General features: G+C 66.5%; 14 protein-coding genes. 3 read left to right on the forward strand and 11 right to left on the reverse strand.

All coding sequences use genetic code 11. The features are described 5' to 3' along the window. Positions 1-4 precede the first annotated feature (4 nt). Together NU688_RS10305 and NU688_RS10310 are read right to left on the reverse strand one after the other, a co-directional pair. Positions 5-2,071 (reverse strand): ATP-dependent DNA helicase, encoded by a 2,067-nt coding sequence (locus NU688_RS10305; protein ID WP_257860429.1) that lies wholly within the window; start codon positions 2,069-2,071, stop codon positions 5-7. Continuing rightward, a complete protein-coding gene (locus NU688_RS10310) occupies positions 2,068-2,271 on the reverse strand; it encodes a YdcH family protein (RefSeq protein WP_041943815.1) in 204 nt (67 codons plus the stop codon). Before NU688_RS10310 ends, NU688_RS10305 begins: the two co-directional genes overlap by 4 nt. 108 nt (positions 2,272-2,379) lie before the next feature. On the opposite strand from NU688_RS10310, the gene NU688_RS10315 reads away from it, so the two are divergent. Then, complete coding sequence (locus NU688_RS10315) at positions 2,380-3,171, forward strand: PP2C family serine/threonine-protein phosphatase (RefSeq protein WP_257860430.1); 792 nt, start codon at positions 2,380-2,382, stop codon at positions 3,169-3,171. 16 nt (positions 3,172-3,187) lie between these two features. Here NU688_RS10315 and NU688_RS10320 read toward each other — a convergent pair whose 3' ends face one another. The 9 genes from NU688_RS10320 to NU688_RS10360 all read right to left on the reverse strand — a co-directional run bounded on the left by NU688_RS10320 (position 3,188) and on the right by NU688_RS10360 (position 14,636). Beyond that, positions 3,188-3,856, reverse strand: a complete 669-nt coding sequence (locus tag NU688_RS10320) for a hypothetical protein (RefSeq protein ID WP_257860431.1) — start codon at positions 3,854-3,856, stop codon at positions 3,188-3,190. Next, positions 3,853-4,953 (reverse strand): cell division protein ZapE, encoded by a 1,101-nt coding sequence (gene zapE / locus NU688_RS10325; RefSeq protein ID WP_257860432.1) that lies wholly within the window; start codon positions 4,951-4,953, stop codon positions 3,853-3,855. Before zapE ends, NU688_RS10320 begins: the two co-directional genes overlap by 4 nt. A 12-nt stretch (positions 4,954-4,965) precedes the next feature. After that, positions 4,966-6,396, reverse strand: coding sequence for a dihydrolipoyl dehydrogenase (gene lpdA / locus NU688_RS10330; RefSeq protein ID WP_257860433.1), 1,431 nt, complete (start codon positions 6,394-6,396; stop codon positions 4,966-4,968). A gap of 15 nt (positions 6,397-6,411) precedes the next feature. Further along, positions 6,412-6,876, reverse strand: coding sequence for a GNAT family N-acetyltransferase (locus tag NU688_RS10335; RefSeq protein ID WP_257860435.1), 465 nt, complete (start codon positions 6,874-6,876; stop codon positions 6,412-6,414). A gap of 16 nt (positions 6,877-6,892) precedes the next feature. Beyond that, the gene (gene odhB, locus NU688_RS10340) at positions 6,893-8,158 is read right to left on the reverse strand and encodes a 2-oxoglutarate dehydrogenase complex dihydrolipoyllysine-residue succinyltransferase (RefSeq protein ID WP_257860436.1); all 1,266 of its coding nucleotides are present in this window, start codon (positions 8,156-8,158) and stop codon (positions 6,893-6,895) included. Between the two features lie 54 nt (positions 8,159-8,212). Then, positions 8,213-11,089: a 2-oxoglutarate dehydrogenase E1 component gene (locus NU688_RS10345; RefSeq protein ID WP_257860437.1), complete on the reverse strand. Its 2,877-nt coding sequence runs from the start codon at positions 11,087-11,089 to the stop codon at positions 8,213-8,215. A 178-nt stretch (positions 11,090-11,267) separates the two neighbouring features. Next, positions 11,268-13,235 carry a propionate--CoA ligase gene (locus NU688_RS10350; RefSeq protein WP_257860556.1) on the reverse strand — a complete coding sequence of 656 codons (1,968 nt, stop codon included), beginning with the start codon at positions 13,233-13,235 and terminating at the stop codon, positions 11,268-11,270. A gap of 81 nt (positions 13,236-13,316) precedes the next feature. Then, complete coding sequence (locus NU688_RS10355) at positions 13,317-13,919, reverse strand: isochorismatase family protein (protein ID WP_257860438.1); 603 nt, start codon at positions 13,917-13,919, stop codon at positions 13,317-13,319. A gap of 12 nt (positions 13,920-13,931) precedes the next feature. After that, positions 13,932-14,636: a TetR/AcrR family transcriptional regulator gene (locus tag NU688_RS10360; RefSeq protein WP_257860439.1), complete on the reverse strand. Its 705-nt coding sequence runs from the start codon at positions 14,634-14,636 to the stop codon at positions 13,932-13,934. Positions 14,637-14,751: 115 nt separating this feature from the next. Between NU688_RS10360 and NU688_RS10365 the strand changes: the two genes are divergently transcribed. Together NU688_RS10365 and NU688_RS10370 are read left to right on the forward strand one after the other, a co-directional pair. Next, a complete protein-coding gene (locus tag NU688_RS10365) occupies positions 14,752-16,371 on the forward strand; it encodes a 4-hydroxyphenylacetate 3-hydroxylase family protein (protein WP_257860440.1) in 1,620 nt (539 codons plus the stop codon). A 10-nt stretch (positions 16,372-16,381) separates the two neighbouring features. After that, on the forward strand, positions 16,382-17,155 hold the full coding sequence (locus NU688_RS10370) for an alpha/beta fold hydrolase (protein ID WP_257860441.1): 774 nt from the start codon (positions 16,382-16,384) through the stop codon (positions 17,153-17,155). The last annotated feature ends 6 nt before the right edge of the window (positions 17,156-17,161 follow it).

The following is a 17,161-nucleotide window of genomic DNA, read 5'->3' on the forward strand; positions in this document are numbered from 1 at the left end:
CCGACTAGCCGGGATTCCTGAGGGCGCCGATGGCGCTCTCGAAATCCGCCTCGGTTTCCAGCCGCCGCATCGGCGGCAGCGCCGCCAGCAAGCGGCGGCCATAACCCATCGCCACCAGCCGCGTGTCGCAGATCGCCAGCACCCCGCTGTCGGTCTCGCGGCGAATCAAACGCCCCGCCCCCTGCTTGAGCGCCACGGCCGCCTCGGGCAACGAGTAGTCGCTGAACGAACTGCGCCCTTGCGCTTCCAGGCGCTGTGACCGGGCCTCGACCAGCGGATCGTTGGGCGGCGGGAACGGCAGCTTGTCGATCACCACCAGCTGCAGCGCATCGCCGGGCGCATCGAAGCCCTCCCAGAACGACGCCGACGCCACCAGCACGCAGCCGGCACGGCCCTCGTTCGCGCCTTCGCGGAATCGCTCCATCAGCACGCGCTTGGGCAGCTCGCCCTGGACCAGCACCTCGGGCCGCACCGCCGCATCGAGCAGTTCGAAGTGCTGCTTCATCGCATCACCGATGGTGCGCAATGCGCGCAGCGTGGTCGTCAGCACCAGCGTGCGCCCGCCAAGCTCGGCGGCACCGCGTGCGGCCAGTTGCGCGACCTTCGCACTGTGCGAAGCGTCGTTGGGTTTCGGAAAAACGCGCGGCACGTAGAGCGCCGCTTGCGAGGCGTAGTCGAACGGGCTCTGCACGCGCAGCACCTCGGCATCGCCCAAGCCGCAGGGCTCGGTGAACCAGCGCAGCGTCGGCTCGTCGCCCAGCGTGGCGGAGGTGAAGACCCAGGCCCGGCGGTCGTGTTCCCGCTCTTGTGCCGGAGGGCGCTCGCCGTACGCGTCGGTGTCGCTGTCGTCGCCGTCTTCCGGATCGCTGATCTTGAGCACGCGCTTGCGCATCGCCTCGGCAATGTCGAGTGGCGATTCGATCAGCCGCAGCTGCGAGCCCACGTCCACCCAGCGCACCGAATCGACCGCACACGGCAGTGCGAAGCGCGCCGAGCGCTTGGCGAGCTGCTGCGCCCGCTCGTGCAGGCGCACGAAGTCGGGAGAAATCTCGCTGACGGTATCGAGCCCTTCGGCTGCGAGTTCGAACGAATGCTGCAGATCCTCGAGCGACCTCTGCCAAGCCCCCGGATCGACGCCCTCCGGCGACTCGCCCAGCCAGCGCAGCTTGGCGCCGGGCCATTGCTTGCCGACCACGAGCCGCAGCTCGCGCGCAGCCCGCTCGACCGCCGCCACCAGTTGCTGCCAATCGACCAGCCCGCGCGCATGCTGCAGGCCGGCGCCCAGCATGTCGCGTGCGAAATCGAGCGCCTGGCCGCTGCCCAGTTGCGCGCCGAGAAATTGCACGCCAGTTTCGTTGAGCTGATGCGCTTCGTCGAACACCACCACGCTCACGCTCGGCAGCAACTCGGCCATGCCGGTCTCGCGCACCGCGAGATCGGCAAAGAACAGGTGATGGTTGATGACCACGATGTCGGCCGCCAGCGCCTCGCGCCGCGCCAGATTCACGTGGCAGGGCTTGAACTGCGGGCACTGCGCGCCCAGGCAGTTCTCGCGTGTGGACGTGATCAGCGGAATGAGCGGCGAGCGCTCGTCGAGCCCCGGCAGCTCGGCCAGGTCGCCGGTGCGCGTGGCCTTGGACCATTGCTCGATCTTGGCGAGCGTTCGCAGGCTGCCGCGTTCGGGCAAGGAAGCGTCGTGGCGCGCCGTGTCGAGCCGGTGCAGACACAGGTAGCTGCCGCGCCCCTTCAAGAGTGCCGTGCGCACCGGCAGGCCGAAGGCCTCGACCAGCCTCGGCAGATCGCGACCGAACAGCTGATCCTGCAACGTCTTGGTCGCAGTCGACAGCAACACGCGCTCACCGCTCAGCAGCGCCGGCACGAGGTACGAGAAAGTCTTGCCGACGCCGGTGCCGGCCTCGACCACCAGCACGCCGCCCTGGTCGATGGTGCGGGCCACCGCCATGGCCATGTCGGTCTGGCCCGAGCGTTCGCGGAACTGATCGGCGGCATGCGAAAGCACCCCGCCCTGCGCGAACGCGTCGCGCACCTTGTCCTCGAGCGTCTCGGTCACGCGGGCTCTCTCGGATCGAGCATGTTCTCCACGCGCGTGATCTGGTCGCGCAGCGCGAGACGGCGCTTCTTCAGGCGCCGCAGCAGGAGCTCGTCTTGCGGCGAGGCTTCGGCCAATCGGTCGATGGTGGCATCGAGATCGGCGTGCTCGATGCGCAGTTCGATCAGCTGGCGGGAAAGGGAGTGGAGATTGGAGTCCAACGGTGGGTGTGCGAACGCAGGGTTGGCGCGGCGCATGTTCATTCGATAATACGTCCTGATACGAATTTACGAGAAGACAGGAAGCGCGCCTTTGGCGCACATGTGCTCATGACCCAAGGCTTTCGACTTGCCGCCGCCACCGGACTCCACAAGGGAGACCGCCCCTATCAACAGGACCAGGTGTTGATGATGAGCCATCCGCGCACGCCGGGCTGTGTCCTTGGCGTCATCGCCGATGGCATGGGCGGCCGCAGCGGGGGCCGCAAGGCCTCCGACCAGGTGCTGATGACGGCACGCCAGCTCTTCACCCGCTACCACCCCGACCGCGACGACCCCGAGGCCATCCTGCGCCAGTTGCTCGACGACGCGCACACGGTCATCAAGCTCACCGCGATCTCCAGCGAGCAGGAGCCGCACAGCACGCTGGCGGCGTTCCTCATGAACCCCAAGGGCGATTGCGCCTGGATTCATGCGGGCGACTCGCGCATCTATCACTTCCGAGACGGGCAACTGGTCAAGCGCACGCGCGACCATTCGTATGTGCAGGCGCTGGTCGACCGTGGCCAGATCAGCGAGGCCGAGGCCAATGTGCATCCCCAGGGCAACATCCTGCTCGGCTGCCTGGGCATGGCCACGACGCCGCCGCCCATCGACCCGCACTACATCCCGAAGATGCAGCCGGGCGACCTGCTGATGGCGTGCAGCGACGGGCTCTGGCACTACTTCAGCCCCGCGGAGCTCGCAAGCGTGCTGTACGCGCAGCCGCCGCGCGATGCGGTCGAGATCCTGGTGGGGGAAGCGCGCCGCCGGGCCCGCGGCACGGGTGACAACATCTCGATCGCCGTGCTGAAGCTCGATCCGTTGCCGACAACGGCAACGGCCGCCACCGCAACGGCCTGATCGCCGCCGCGCGCCTTCAGCGCGCCGGCGATGACGCGGGCGCCGCCGCCGGCGGCAGCGGTGCGCCGCGCGGCTTGGAGCGGTTGGCGTTCTGACGCTCGCGGCTCGCCTTGTGCTCTTCCGCCTTGCGCTGCTTTTCTGCAAAACGCTCCGCTTCGGCGGGCCCCTCGGCGCGGCGCTGAGCAGCCTTGGCTTGGGTGTCGGCATGCGCCTTCTGCTTGTCGTCGAACTGCTTCTGGCGCTCGGCGGCTTCGCCCGCGGTGGCGGCCCGGCTGGTGGCATGGTCGGCAGCGCGCTGTTCGCGGTCCTTCTGCTCCTTGGCCGACTGGTCGCGCTTGTCCTGGGTGTCCGCCGGACGCTGCGTGGCGGCCTTCTGGTCGAGCTTCTGCTGTTCCGCCGCACCGGCGCGCTGGCGCTGGATGTCGTTGATGGCCGTTTCCTGGCGCTTGATGCTGTCGAGCTCCGTGCGCCGCCGGCCACGGCTTTCGCGCAGGCAGTCTTCGACCGCAAACTTCTTGTAGCAGACCGCCCGCTCCTGGACGAAGCGCGCTTCGATCGCTTCGCGCTCGGCGGACAGTCGGCCGCGTTCGGCTTCGAGGTTGGCGTTGCCGGCCGCGGCATTCGACTGCGCCCAGAGCGGAAGGCTGGCCAAGGTCATCAGCAAGGCAAGGGCGATTTTTTTCATGTGAGTCGGGTATCGACGATGCGGCGTTCCAGGGAGAGGAACTCGCTCGACTGCATTTCGGTGAGCCGGGAGACCGTGCGCGGAAACTCGTGCGCCAGCGGACCCTCGGTGTACAACGCCTCGGGCGGAACCTCGGCCGACATGATGAGCTTCACGCGCCGGTCGTACAAGACGTCGACCAGCCAGGTGAAACGGCGTGCCTCCGAGGCCATGCGCACCGGCATGTGCGGCACGTCGGACAAGAGCACGGTGTGGAACTGGCTGGCGATCTCCAGGTAGTCGTTCTGCGAACGCGGTCCGCCGCAGAGCGTCTTGAAGTCGAACCAGACCACGCCGCCGGCCTTGCGCCGCGCGCGGATCTCGCGCGCCTCGATGTGCAGCACCGGGTTCTCGTCGGCCGTCTCGGCCAGCTTGTCGAAGGCCTTGCGCATTTCCTTCTCGGCCGACGCGTCGTTCGGCGTGAGGTACATGCGCAATTGCTCGAGCGTGCGGCGCCGGTAGTCGGTGCCGTTGTCCACGCTCAGCACTTCGAGCTTCTCGTTGAGCAGCGCGATCGCAGGCAGGATGCGGTCGCGATGCAGCCCGCCGGGATACAGGTCGTCGGGCTTGAAATTGGAGGTGGTGACGAAGCCCACGCCGTTCTCGAACAGCGACACCAGCAGCCGATGAAGAATCATCGCGTCGGTGATGTCCGCCACGTGGAACTCGTCGAAGCAGATCAGCTTGTAGCGCCTGGAGATGCGCAGCCCCAGCTCGTCGAGCGGGTTGACCGTGCCCTGCAGTTCGCGCAATTCACGGTGCACCTCGCGCATGAACTCGTGGAAGTGCAGCCGCGTCTTGCGGCGCAGCGGCACCGCGTTGAAGAACAGGTCCATCAGGAAGCTCTTGCCCCGCCCGACGCCACCGTACATGTAGACGCCACGCGGCAGCTCGGGCCGGTTGATGAACTTCTTCAGCGCATTCGAACGCTGGGCCTTGTACTCCGCCCATTCGTTCGCGCAGCGATCCAGCGCCTCCACGGCGTGCAGTTGCGCGGGATCGCTGTGGAACCCGCGCGCGGCGAGCTCCTTTTCGTAAGCCTCTTTGACGCTGGCCAAGGGATCAGCGCATCAGAAGTTGAGTGTGCGCTTGTCCACCGCCAGGGCGGCTTCCTTCGTGGCTTCCGACAGCGACGGGTGCGCGTGGCAGATGCGCGCGATGTCCTCGGCGCTCGCCTTGAACTCCATGGCCACCACGGCTTCGGAGATCAGTTCGCTGACCTGCGGGCCCACCATGTGCACGCCCAGGATCTCGTCGGTCGCGGCATCGGCCAGGAACTTGACCATGCCGGTCGTGTCGCCCAGCGCGCGTGCGCGGCCGTTCGCGAGGAACGGGAAGGTGCCGGCCTTGTAGGCGCGGCCTTCGGCCTTGAGCTGCTGCTCGGTCTGGCCGACCCACGCGATTTCGGGGTGCGTGTAGATCACCCACGGGATCGTGTTGAAGTTGACGTGACCATGCTGGCCGGCAATGCGCTCGGCCACGGCAACGCCCTCTTCCTCGGCCTTGTGCGCGAGCATCGGGCCGCGCACCACGTCGCCGATCGCCCACACGTTGGGCAGGTTCGTCTTGCAGTCTCCGTCCACGGTGATGGCACCGCGCTCGTCGAGCGCCAGGCCCACGGCATCGGCGGCCAGGCCGATGGTGTTGGGCACGCGGCCGATCGACACAATCAGCTTGTCGACGTCCAGCACCTGGGCTTCGCCCTTGGCGTTGGTCCAGGCAATCGAGACGCCCTTCTTGCCCGACTTGATCTCGCCGACCTTCACGCCCAGTTCGATCTTCAGGCCCTGCTTGTCGAACGCCTTCTTGGCTTCCTTGGCAATCTGCTCGTCCACCGCACCCAGGAACGTGGGCAGTGCTTCGAGCACCGTCACTTCCGAGCCGAGACGGCGCCAGACCGAGCCCATTTCCAGGCCGATCACGCCCGAGCCGATCAGCGCGAGCTTCTTGGGCACAGCGCCGATGCGCAGCGCGCCGTCGTTCGAGAGGATGTTCTCTTCGTCGAAGGCCGCACCCGGCAGCGCGCGGGCGTTGGAGCCCGTGGCCACGATGATGTGCTTGCCGACGATGGTTTCCTCGGCGGCGCCCGCCACCTTGATCTCGTAGCCGCCTTCGGCGGCCTTCACGAACGAGCCACGGCCGTGGAACGACGTGATCTTGTTCTTCTTGAACAGGTAGGTGATGCCGTCGTTGTTCTGCTTCACGACCTGGTCCTTGCGGGCCAGCATCTTGTCGATGTCGAGCGCGAGGCCCGACACCTTGATGCCGTGGTCCGCAAAGCCGTGGCCGGCGTGCTCGAAGTGCTCCGACGATTGCAGCAGCGCCTTCGAAGGAATGCAGCCTACGTTCGTGCAGGTGCCGCCGAGCGCGGGACCGCCCTTGGCGTTCTTCCACTCGTCGATACAGGCCACGTTGAAGCCCAGTTGCGCCGCACGGATCGCGGCGATGTAGCCGCCGGGGCCGCCGCCGATCACGACGACATCGAATTGTTTGGTGGTCATTTGATTTCCGAAAATTTAGTGATGAACGTTCCGCACCATCTCGATGTGCGGTATCCCGTCTTCGTCGTAGGGCTCGCCCACTGTGGCAAAGCCCGCCGACTCATACAACCTCTGCAGGTACGCCTGCGCGCCGATCCGGAGCGCGGCATTCGGCCAGAACCCGTTCGCATGCACGAGACCTCGGCTCAGGAGCTCCTGCCCGAGGCCCTGGCCACGGTATGCAGCGCCCGTCAGGACGCGTCCGATCGAGGCTTCCTCGTACGACACGCCCGGCGGCAGGAGCCGCAGGTATGCAGCCACCTGCGGCCGTCCCTCTGCGCCATCGTCCAGCGCGAAGAGGTGGTGCGCCTGCGCGTCCTTGCCGTCCGGATCGAGGTACACGCAGCGCTGCTCCACGACAAAGACTTCGCTGCGCGCCGACAGAATCGCGTAGACCTCGCGCGCGGTCAGCGCGTCGAAAGGCTTGCAATACCACTCCATCGGCAGCGCGCGTGGATCAGATGTCGAACAAGAGGCGCGACGGATCTTCCAGCGCTTCCTTCATGGCGACCAGGCCCAGCACGGCTTCGCGGCCGTCGATGATGCGGTGGTCGTAGCTCATGGCCAGGTAGTTCATCGGGCGGATGACGATCTGGCCGTTCTCCACGACAGCGCGGTCCTTGGTGGCGTGCACGCCGAGGATGGCCGACTGGGGCGGGTTGATGATCGGCGTCGAGAGCATCGAACCGAAGGTGCCGCCGTTCGAGATGGAGAAGGTGCCGCCGGTCATCTCTTCGATGCCCAGCTTGCCGTCCTGTGCCTTCTTGCCGTACTCGGCGATCTTCTTCTCGATGTCGGCAAAGCTCATCTGGTCAGCGTTGCGCAGGATCGGCACCACCAGGCCGCGCGGCGAACCGACGGCGATGCCGATGTCGAAATAGCCGTGGTACAGGATGTCGTTGCCGTCGACCGACGCGTTGATCACCGGGTACTTCTTGAGCGCGTGCACGGCGGCCTTCACGAAGAAGGACATGAAGCCCAGCTTCACGCCGTGTTCCTTGGTGAAGCTGTCCTGGAAGCGCTTGCGCAGTTCCATGACGGGCGCCATGTTCACTTCGTTGAAGGTCGTCAGGATCGCGTTGGTCGATTGCGACTGGATCAGGCGCTCGGCAATGCGGGCGCGCAGGCGGCTCATCGGCACGCGCTGCTCGGGGCGCTCGCCCAGGTCGGACGAACCCACCGGTGAGGCGACCTGCGGCAGTGCGGGTTTGGCAGCCGGTGCGGGAATGGCGGCAGCCGCGGGCTTGGCGCCCGAAGCCACGGCGCCGAGCACGTCGCCCTTGGTGACGCGGCCGTCCTTGCCGGTACCGGCCACGTCGCCGGTCTTCAAGTTGTTGTCGGCCAGCAGCTTGGCGGCGGCGGGCATGGCAACGTCGGACTTCGAACCCCCGGTGGCGGCGGCAGCGGCTGCCGGAGCAGGCGCGGCAGCAGCCGGCGCAGCGGCAGCGGGTGCTGCAGCCGGGGCAGCGGCGCTGGCCTTGCCTTCGGTGTCGATCTTGGCGATCAGCTGGTCGGCCACCACGGTGGCGCCATCGGGCTGCACGATTTCGGCCAGCACGCCAGCCGAGGGCGCGGGCACTTCCAGCACGACCTTGTCGGTCTCGATCTCGATCAGGATTTCATCGACGGCGACGGCGTCGCCGGCCTTCTTCTTCCAGGTGAGCATGGTGGCTTCGGCCACGGATTCGGAAAGCTGGGGGACTTTGACTTCTACGATAGACATTTGGAGATTGCTCCGTGTTTTTCTTGAGGGTGTTCGTGTGAAAAGAGACTTGGATTACTTGGTCAGCACGAAGCCCTTGAGCTTGCCAAATGCGCCATCGACGAGCGCCTTCTGCTGTTCCTGGTGCAGGTGCGAGTACCCGACCGCCGGCGATGCCGAAGCGGCACGGCCGGAGTAGCCGAGCTTCTGGCCGTCCTGCATGTTTTCGTGGATGTAGTGCTGCACGAAGAACCAGGCGCCCTGGTTCTGCGGTTCGTCCTGGCACCACACCACGTCGGCGAGGTTCGGGTACTTCTTGATCTCGGCGGCAAAGGCCTTGTGCGGGAACGGATAGAGCTGCTCGACGCGGATGATCGCCACGTCGTCGCTGCCCTGCTCTTCGCGCTTCTTGGCCAGGTCGTAGTAGACCTTGCCCGAGCAGGCGATCAGGCGCTTGACCTTCTCGGCCTTCAGGCCCTTGCTGTCGGGAATGACGGTCTGGAAGCTGCCCTTGGTGAACTCGGACAGCGGCGAGGTCGCGTCCTTGTTCCGCAGCAGCGACTTGGGCGTCATGATGATCAGGGGCTTGCGCAGGTTGCGCACCATCTGGCGGCGCAGCACGTGGAAGATCTGGCTGGCCGTGGTGGGCTGCACCACCTGCATGTTGGTGTCGGCGCTCAGCTGCATGAAGCGCTCCAGGCGTGCCGAGCTGTGCTCGGGGCCCTGTCCTTCGTAGCCGTGCGGCAGCATCATGGTCAAGCCGTTGACGCGGCCCCACTTCACTTCGCCCGAAGCGATGAACTGGTCGATCACCACCTGCGCGCCGTTCACGAAGTCGCCGAACTGGGCTTCCCAGATGACGAGCGTGTTCGGATCGTTCGAGGCGTAGCCGTATTCGAACGCGAGCACGGCCTCTTCCGACAGGATCGAGTCGATGACGACGAACGGCGCCTGGTTTTCAGCCACGTTCTGCAGCGGCGTGAAGGTGCCGGTGTCGAACTTCTCGCGGTTCTGGTCGTGCAGCACGGCGTGGCGGTGCGTGAACGTGCCGCGGCCCGAGTCTTCGCCCGACAGGCGCACCGGGTAGCCGCTGGCCACCAGCGAGGCGAAGGCCATGTGCTCGCCCATGCCCCAGTCGACGTTGACGTCGCCGCGGCCCATGGCGGCGCGGTCGTCCAGCACCTTCTTCACGAGCGGGTGCACCGTGAAGCCGGCCGGCACCGTGGTGATCTTCTCGGCCAGGCGCTTCCACTCGGACGACGGAATGGCGGTGTCGCCGGCGTCGGTCCACTTCTTGTTGAGGTACGGGCTCCAGTCGACGGCGTACTTGCTCTTGAAGTTGGTGAGCACCGGATCGACGGTGTTCTTGCCTTCGTCGAAAGCGGCGCGCTGCGCCTTGACCATGTCGTCGCCGAGCGTGTCGCCCAGGCCCTGAGCGGCCAGCTTGTCGGCGTACAGCTTGCGCGTGCCGGGGTGCTGGGCGATCTTCTTGTACATCAGCGGCTGGGTGAGCGAGGGGGTGTCCTGCTCGTTGTGGCCCAACTTGCGGAAGCAGATGATGTCCACGACCACGTCCTTCTGGAATTCCATGCGGAATTCCAGCGCGAGCTGGGTGGCGAGCACCACGGCTTCGGGGTCGTCGCCGTTCACGTGCAGCACCGGTGCATCGACCATCTTGACGATGTCGGTGCAATATAGCGTCGAGCGGCTGTCGCGCGGGTCGCTGGTGGTGAAGCCGATCTGGTTGTTGATGACGATGTGCACCGTGCCGCCCGTGGAATAGCCACGGGTTTCGGCCAGCGCCAGCGTTTCCATCACGACGCCCTGGCCTGCGAAGGCGGCGTCGCCGTGCACGATCACGGGCAGCACCTGCTTGCCCAGCGGGTCGGCGCGGCGGTCCATGCGGGCGCGCACCGAGCCTTCGACCACGGGGTTCACGATCTCAAGGTGCGAGGGATTGAACGCGAGGCTCAGGTGCACCGGGCCGCCGGGGGTGGTCACGTCCGAGCTGAAGCCCTGGTGGTACTTGACGTCGCCGCTGGGCAATTCTTCGGGGGCGGTGTGGTCGAACTCGGCGAACAGGTCGGCCGGCATCTTGCCGAGCGAATTGACCAGCACGTTCAGGCGGCCGCGGTGGGCCATGCCGATCACGATTTCCTGCACGCCCTTGGCGCCGGCCTGGGTGATCAGCTCGTCCATCGAGACGATGAAGCTCTCGCCGCCTTCGAGCGAGAAGCGCTTCTGGCCGACGTACTTGGTGTGCAGGAAGCGCTCGAGGCCTTCGGCCGCGGTCAGACGGTTGAGCACGTGCTTCTTCTGCTCTGCGCTCAGCTTCGGGTTGGTGCGCGCGCTTTCGAGCTTCTGCTGCCACCAGCGCTTGTGGTTCTGGTCGGTGGTGTACATGTACTCGGCGCCCATCGTGCCGCAGTACGTTTCGCGCAAGGCATTGAGCAGGTCGCGCAGCGACATGGTCTCCTTGCCGAAGAAGGTGTTGCTGGTGTTGAACACCGTCTCGAGGTCGGCATCGGCGAAGCCGTAGAACGAGGGCTCGAGCTCCGGAATGGCCGGGCGCTCGGCGCGCTTGAGGGGATCGAGGTCGGCCCAGCGTGCGCCGACGTTGCGGTAGGCGGCGATCAGCTGCTGGACGGAGGTGCGCTTGCGGCCGAGTTCGGAGTCGGCGCCGCTGGCCTGCACGACCTTGGTCGTGCCCTGCTTCGCGCGCTCGGCGAAAGCGTTGATGACCGGCAGGTGCGGGACGTCGCGGGTGTTGGTGCCGTCGGCCGCGGGAACGTTCTGCAGGGCGTCGAAGTACGAACGCCAGTTGTCGGGAACGCTGCCGGGATTGGAGAGGTAGTTTTCGTACATCTCTTCGACATAGGGCGCATTGCCGCCGAAGAGATAAGTGTTGCCTTGATAGGCGCTGTACGCCGATGGCGTCGATGAATCGCTCATGATCCGCTGACCTTCGCTTCCCTGAAGGAAGCACTAGCTGGTTAAGAAACCTTCCGCGACACGGCTGGACCGATTGGCGGATGCGACTGTGGCTGGGGAAGGGCCTGAGTACCTTGGCATTGTGCCACGTCAACCATATGACGGCCGGCCGCAGCTTCGCAAGGCCCGCAACCCTCACTCAGGACAAAGAAAGCAGCTGTTTGATCTGCTGCAGCGTGGCGGGGTCGTCGATGGTGGTCAGGTCGCCCGGGTCGCGCTGCTCGCAGACGGCCTGGATGGCGCGGCGCAGCAATTTTCCGCTGCGGGTCTTGGGCAGCCCCGAGACGAAGCGCACGCGGGCGGGTCTTGCAAGGGCACCGAGCTGATCGGCCACCACTTCCATGATCTCGCCTTCGAGCTTCAGCGCCGCATCGGCGTCGGTCACGGCGCGGCCGTCCTTCGGGACGACGAAGGCCATCGCCACCTGTCCCTTGAGCGCATCGGCCACGCCGACCACCGCGACCTCGGCCACGTTGGCATGGCCCGAGATGCTCTCCTCGATCTCGCGCGTGCCGAGCCGGTGCCCCGCGACGTTGATCACGTCGTCGGTGCGGCCGAGGATGTAGAAGTAGCCGTCCGCATCGCGGATGCCCCAGTCAAAGGTCGAATAGACCATCTTGCCGGGCACGCTCTTCCAGTAGGTGTTAATGAAGCGCGCGTCGTCCTTCCACACGGTCTGCATGAAGCCAGGCGGGGTCGGGCCGTCTACCACGACCACGCCCTTCTCATTCGGCGCCGTGAGTTCCTCACCGGTCGATTCATGCAGGATCTTGATGCGGTAGCCATACATCGGAATCCCCGGGCTGCCGAACTTGCTCGGCTTGGCCTCGACGCCGTTGGCGATGGTGATCATCGGCCAGCCCGATTCGGTCTGCCAATAGTTGTCGATGATCGGCACGCCCAGGCCCTCGCTGATCCAGCGCGCGGTCGGCTCGTCGAGCGGCTCGCCTGCGAGGAACAGCGCACGCAGGGTCGAGAGGTCGTACTTCTTCAGCAGCGCGGGGTCCTGCTTCTTGAGCACGCGCACCGCGGTGGGCGCGCTGAACATCACCGTCACCTTGTACTTCTCGACCAGGCGCCACCAGATGCCGCCGTCGGGCTGCTGGTCGATGCCCTGGGTCGGCAGGCCCTCGTACATGATGGTCGCCATGCCGGCAATCAGCGGGCCGTAGACGATGTAGCTGTGGCCCACGACCCAGCCGATGTCGCTGGTCGAGAAATACGTTTCGCCGGGCCGGCCGTCGAAGATGTGCTTCATGCTCGCGGCCAGCGCCACGGCATAGCCGCCCACGTCGCGCTGCACACCCTTGGGCTTGCCGGTGGTGCCGCTCGTGTAGATGGTGTAGCTGATGTCGGTCGAGGCGAGCCACGTGCAGAGCACTTGCGCATCGATGTGCTTCTGCCGCAGTTCGCTGGCCAGGTGGTCGCGGCCGGCGGTCAGGTCCATGGGTGCGAGGCCGCGGTCGGTCAGGAGCACGGCGGCCGGCTTGTACTTCGACAGGCGGATCGCCTCGTCCAGCAGCGGCTTGTACGCGATGACCTTGCCGCCGCGCGAGCCGGCATCGGCGCTCACGACGACCTTGGGCTCGGCGTCCTCGATGCGCGTGGCGAGCGAACCGCTCGCGAAGCCGCCGAACACCACGCAATGGATCGCGCCGATGCGCGCGCAGGCCAGCATCGCGAAGGCGGCCTCGGGAATCATCGGCATATAGATCAGTACGCGATCGCCCTTCCCCACGCCGAGCTCGATCAGGCTGGCGGCGGTGCGCTGCACCTCGGCGTGCAGCTCCTTGAAGCTGTAGCTCTTCTCGACGCCGGTCTCGGTGGAAACGAAGATCAGTGCCGGCTGGTCGCCGCGCGCAGCCAGATGCCGGTCGACCGCGTTGTGGCACAGGTTGGTGGTGCCACCGACGAACCAGCGCGCGAACGGCGGCTGGCTGGCGTCGAGGATCTGCTCTGCGGGGGTCTGCCAGTCGATCAGCTTCGCCTGCTCGGCCCAGAAGGCCTCGGGCGCGTCGATGGACTGGCGATAAAACTCTTCGTAGCGGCTCATCTCGGTTTGTCTCCTGTTATTCGTCCGGCTTCGGCAGTCTCGCCAAAACTGAATTCATAATTATGGAGGCCGATCTTGCAGCAAGCTGACGACCGGAACAATCCGGCCGCGCCCTGCCCGGCAGCCGCGACCCGGCTATCGAACCAGCGCGAGAACCTCAGGAAACGCGGGGTGTTCCGCGGTGCGCAGCCACTCGAAGGCGACCATCTCGGTCGTCACGAGTTCGGCACCGGCGCCAGCCAGCCGGTCGAAGGCGGCGTCCCGATTGCGCTCGGTGCGCGAGCCGCAGGCGTCGGTGACGACCCAGACTTCGAATTCTTCTTCGAGCAGGTCGAGCGCGGTCTGCAGCAAGCAGACGTGGGCTTCGCAGCCGGCGATCACGATGGTGTTGCGTTCTTCGGCCGCGGCGGCCGGCTTCTGCAGATGCTTGGGCAGGCTGCGGGCGTTGCCCTGCGGCGCCTTGGCCGGCACGCGCAGCCATTCGCCCAGGCCCTCTTCCACGCCGCTGAAATGCATCTTCGGCAAGGTGCGCTGGCACAGCGCGCGGATGTCGGGCACGTTCTCGCCCAGCTTGGATGGGTTGTGCTCGGTGCCGAACACCGGCACCTCGAACAGCCGCGCCAGCTTGCCCAGCCGCACCGCGTTCTGCGCGACCGCTTCGCTCTCGAAGATCGCCGGCATCAGCCGCGCCTGGTAGTCGACCAGAACGAGTTGGGAGAGCGAGGCGTCGAGCAGCATGAACGGTATCTTTCAGGTATCGGTTGAATTGGGCTGAACCGTACCACCGAAAAGATCGGGTTGGCCTGCCTCGACCGGCTCGCCGGCATCTTCATTCATCGCCGGGGCGGCGGAACGCTGCGTCAGTTGCGCCAGATAGGTCTTGAACAAGGCATCGGCCGACTGCCGAAACATCCGGATGCGGCCGGTGTGCTGCATCAGCAGCAGGCCGACGCCGTGCGCGAAGAGCGCCGTGTTTTCCTGCAGCGCGAGGGCGTCGCCCAGGCCCATGGCCAGCAGTGCGCCTTCGCAGGGGCGCAGCGCGTCGTAGAGGCGGTCGTTCAGTTCGTGGTCCAGCTCGCTGGTCAGCCCACGGGGGCGCATGCCGTGCACCAGATAGAAACCGAGGTCGAGGTCGCGCGGGTTCGCCGCATAGAAGTCGAACCAGGCCTGCGCCTTGGAGGCCAGGGTCTTGTCCGGCCGGGACTTGGACACCTTCGCCTCGGCCACGGCGGCCTGCAGGCGCATCAGCGATTCGTCGAGCAGCGCGGCATAGATCGCTTCCTTGCTCTCGAAGTACGAATAGATGGCGCCCGGCGTGTAGCCGGCCTTCTTCGCGATCTCCCGGATGCTCGCGTCCTCGATCCCCGCATCCGAAAACACCGTGCGGGCAGCGTCGAGCACCAGGGCACGGCGGGCGTCGATGAGGGCCTGGCGGCGTTGGAGCTTGGCGTGCATGGGCGGCACTATAAGTCTCGGATTACGTTCTAGTTCATATTTTTTAACATTGATATAAAAAATGAACAGTGTTCAAATATTTGCGACGACGATCAAAAAAGCACGGAGACAAACGATGAACGCCCCGCTCCCCGCCGCCCTCATGTCCGGCGCCGACTACCGCGAATCGCTGCGCCGCTACAGCCCCAACGTGTTCGTCGATGGCCGCCGCGTCGACAGCGTGGCCGACGAAGCCGCGTTCCAGCCCGGCATCAATGCCATCGCCCTCACCTACGACTACGCCTTGAAGGCCGAGTACGAGCCCCTGATGACCGCCGTGCAGCACACCAGCGGCAAGCGGGTGAACCGGCTCTCGCACATCGACACCAGCTCGGGCGACCTGCTCAACAAGCTGGAGGCCGTGCGGCTGGTCTGCCAGGAAACCGGCTGCGCCCAGCGCTACCTGACGCACGACGCGCTCAATGCCATCGCTCAGGTGTCGGCGCGCATCGACGACGCGCGCGGCAGCACCGAGCACACCGCGCGCTTCCACGAGTACCTGCACCGCGTGCAAGACCAGGACCTGACCCTGGGCGTCGCCATGACCGACGCCAAGGGCGACCGCAGCCGCCGGCCGCACGAGCAGGCGAACGTCGACAGCTACCTGCACGTGGTCGAGCGCAATGCGCGCGGCATCGTCATCTCGGGCACGAAGGCCATCGTGACCGGCGCGCCTTATGTGCACGAACTGCTCGTCATGCCCTGCCGCAACATGGGCCGCGAAGACGCCGACTTCGCCGTCTGCTGCGCCGTGCCGCTCGATGCGCCCGGCCTCACCATCGTCGCCCGACCGGCCGGCCGCCCCGGCGAAAAGCTCGAACACGGCGACGCCCTCTTCAGCCGCAAGTACGGCCAGAGCACCGGCGTGTGCATGTTCGACCGCGTCTTCGTGCCGTGGGAGCGCGTGTTCTACGCCGGCGAATGGGAGCACTCCGGCCACCTCACCTACAGCTACGCCACGCACCATCGCCACAGCTGCATCGGCGCGCGCGCCGGTTTCGGCGACCTCCTGATCGGTGCCGGCGCGCTGATGTGCGAGGCCAACGGCTTCGACCCCGGCAAGGAAAGCCACCTGCGCGAGCAGATGGTCGAACTCATCACCATCACCGAGAGCTTCTTCGCCTGCGGCGTGGCCGCCAGCGTCTACGGCAAGGCCGACGCGCACTGCGAAGTCTTCATGCCCGACCCGGTGTTCAGCAACATCGGCAAGCTGCTGCTGGCCACGAAGATCTACGACATGCACCGCATCGCGCACTACGTGAGCGGCGGGCTCATCGTCACCCTGCCCGGCCCCGACGAAGACCACAACCCCGAGACCGCAGCACGCCTCTCGGACGTGCTGCGCGCCAACCCGGCGATTCCCTACGAGCAGCGCATCGAGACGGCCCGCTTCATCGAAGACCTCACGGCCGGCTACCAGGGCGGCTGGTACAGCGTGATCAGCCTGCATGGCGGCGGCTCGCCGGCGGCGATGAAGCAGGAGATCTGGCGCAACTACCCGGTGGGCTCCAAGGTCGAGCTGGTCGAGCGCATCCTGGAACGCGGCATTGCGGCGGACGGATCGCCCGCCGCGGCGCCGCACGATCCGGCACGCGCCATCACGAAGAACCGCCAGCCCGGCAAATGCTGCGACACCGGCTGCACCACGCCCGGCCAGCCGGTGATGGTCGACCTGCCGGCCTCGCGGCGCGCCTAGACTCCGGCGGATGCAGATTCTTCTGGCTGCTCTTTGCGCTGCGCTGCTAGCCACCGGGTGCGGCGGCCTGCGCACGGCCAAGGCGCCGCTGGAGACCACACTCGAAAAAAGCACCTGCACACCGAACGCCGACACGCTCGTCGTGATGCTGCCCGGCGCCTACTCGCACCCCGACGAGTTCGTGCGCGAAGGCTTCGTCAGCGCCCTGAACGACAACAGGCTCGCGGTGGACGTGATGCGGGTCGACGCCCATCTCGGCTACTACAACAGCAAGACCATCCTCGAGCGCTTGAGCCAGGACGTGATGGCACCGGCGCGCAGCCAAGGCTACAAGTCGATCTGGATCGTCGGCATCTCGGTCGGCGGCTTCGGCGGGCTGCTCTACGCGCAGACCCACCCCGGCGAACTCGCGGGCCTCGTCACCCTTGCGCCCTATCTCGGAGAACGCGGACTCAGCACCGACATCGCCAATGCCGGCGGGATCGCCCGCTGGACCGGGCCGGTGAGCGATCCGCCCGGCAACGACCCACGCACGCCGAACGAAACACAGCTCTGGCAATGGCTGCGCGGCTACGTCGGCACCACCGCCACCTTCGGCGCACGGCCACCGCTCTATCTCGGGTACGCGATCGACGACCGCTTTGCCTTCAGCCACCGGCTGCTGGCGGCGGCGCTGCCAGCGGATCGCGTCTTCACGACGGAAGGCGGCCACGACTGGCCCGAGTGGACGCGGCTCTGGCGCCGCATGCTGCCGACCCTGCCGCTGCCGGGCTGCCCCGGCTGAAACGGC

The sequence above is a fragment of the Variovorax sp. ZS18.2.2 genome, from assembly GCF_024701975.1.
In the GTDB taxonomy this organism is placed as follows: Bacteria; Pseudomonadota; Gammaproteobacteria; order Burkholderiales; family Burkholderiaceae_C; genus Variovorax.

Excerpts from the sequence above, each read along its gene's own strand:
- lpdA (WP_257860433.1), bottom strand. The coding sequence starts at position 6,396 with ATGACCACCAAACAATTCGATGTCGTCGTGATCGGCGGCGGCCCCGGC.
- NU688_RS10345 (WP_257860437.1), bottom strand. The coding sequence starts at position 11,089 with ATGAGCGATTCATCGACGCCATCGGCGTACAGCGCCTATCAAGGCAAC.
- NU688_RS10315 (WP_257860430.1), top strand. The coding sequence starts at position 2,380 with ATGACCCAAGGCTTTCGACTTGCCGCCGCCACCGGACTCCACAAGGGA.
- NU688_RS10335 (WP_257860435.1), bottom strand. The coding sequence starts at position 6,876 with ATGGAGTGGTATTGCAAGCCTTTCGACGCGCTGACCGCGCGCGAGGTC.
- NU688_RS10360 (WP_257860439.1), bottom strand. The coding sequence starts at position 14,636 with ATGCACGCCAAGCTCCAACGCCGCCAGGCCCTCATCGACGCCCGCCGT.
- NU688_RS10370 (WP_257860441.1), top strand. The coding sequence starts at position 16,382 with ATGCAGATTCTTCTGGCTGCTCTTTGCGCTGCGCTGCTAGCCACCGGG.
- NU688_RS10365 (WP_257860440.1), top strand. The coding sequence starts at position 14,752 with ATGAACGCCCCGCTCCCCGCCGCCCTCATGTCCGGCGCCGACTACCGC.
- NU688_RS10355 (WP_257860438.1), bottom strand. The coding sequence starts at position 13,919 with ATGCTGCTCGACGCCTCGCTCTCCCAACTCGTTCTGGTCGACTACCAG.
- NU688_RS10320 (WP_257860431.1), bottom strand. The coding sequence starts at position 3,856 with ATGAAAAAAATCGCCCTTGCCTTGCTGATGACCTTGGCCAGCCTTCCG.
- odhB (WP_257860436.1), bottom strand. The coding sequence starts at position 8,158 with ATGTCTATCGTAGAAGTCAAAGTCCCCCAGCTTTCCGAATCCGTGGCC.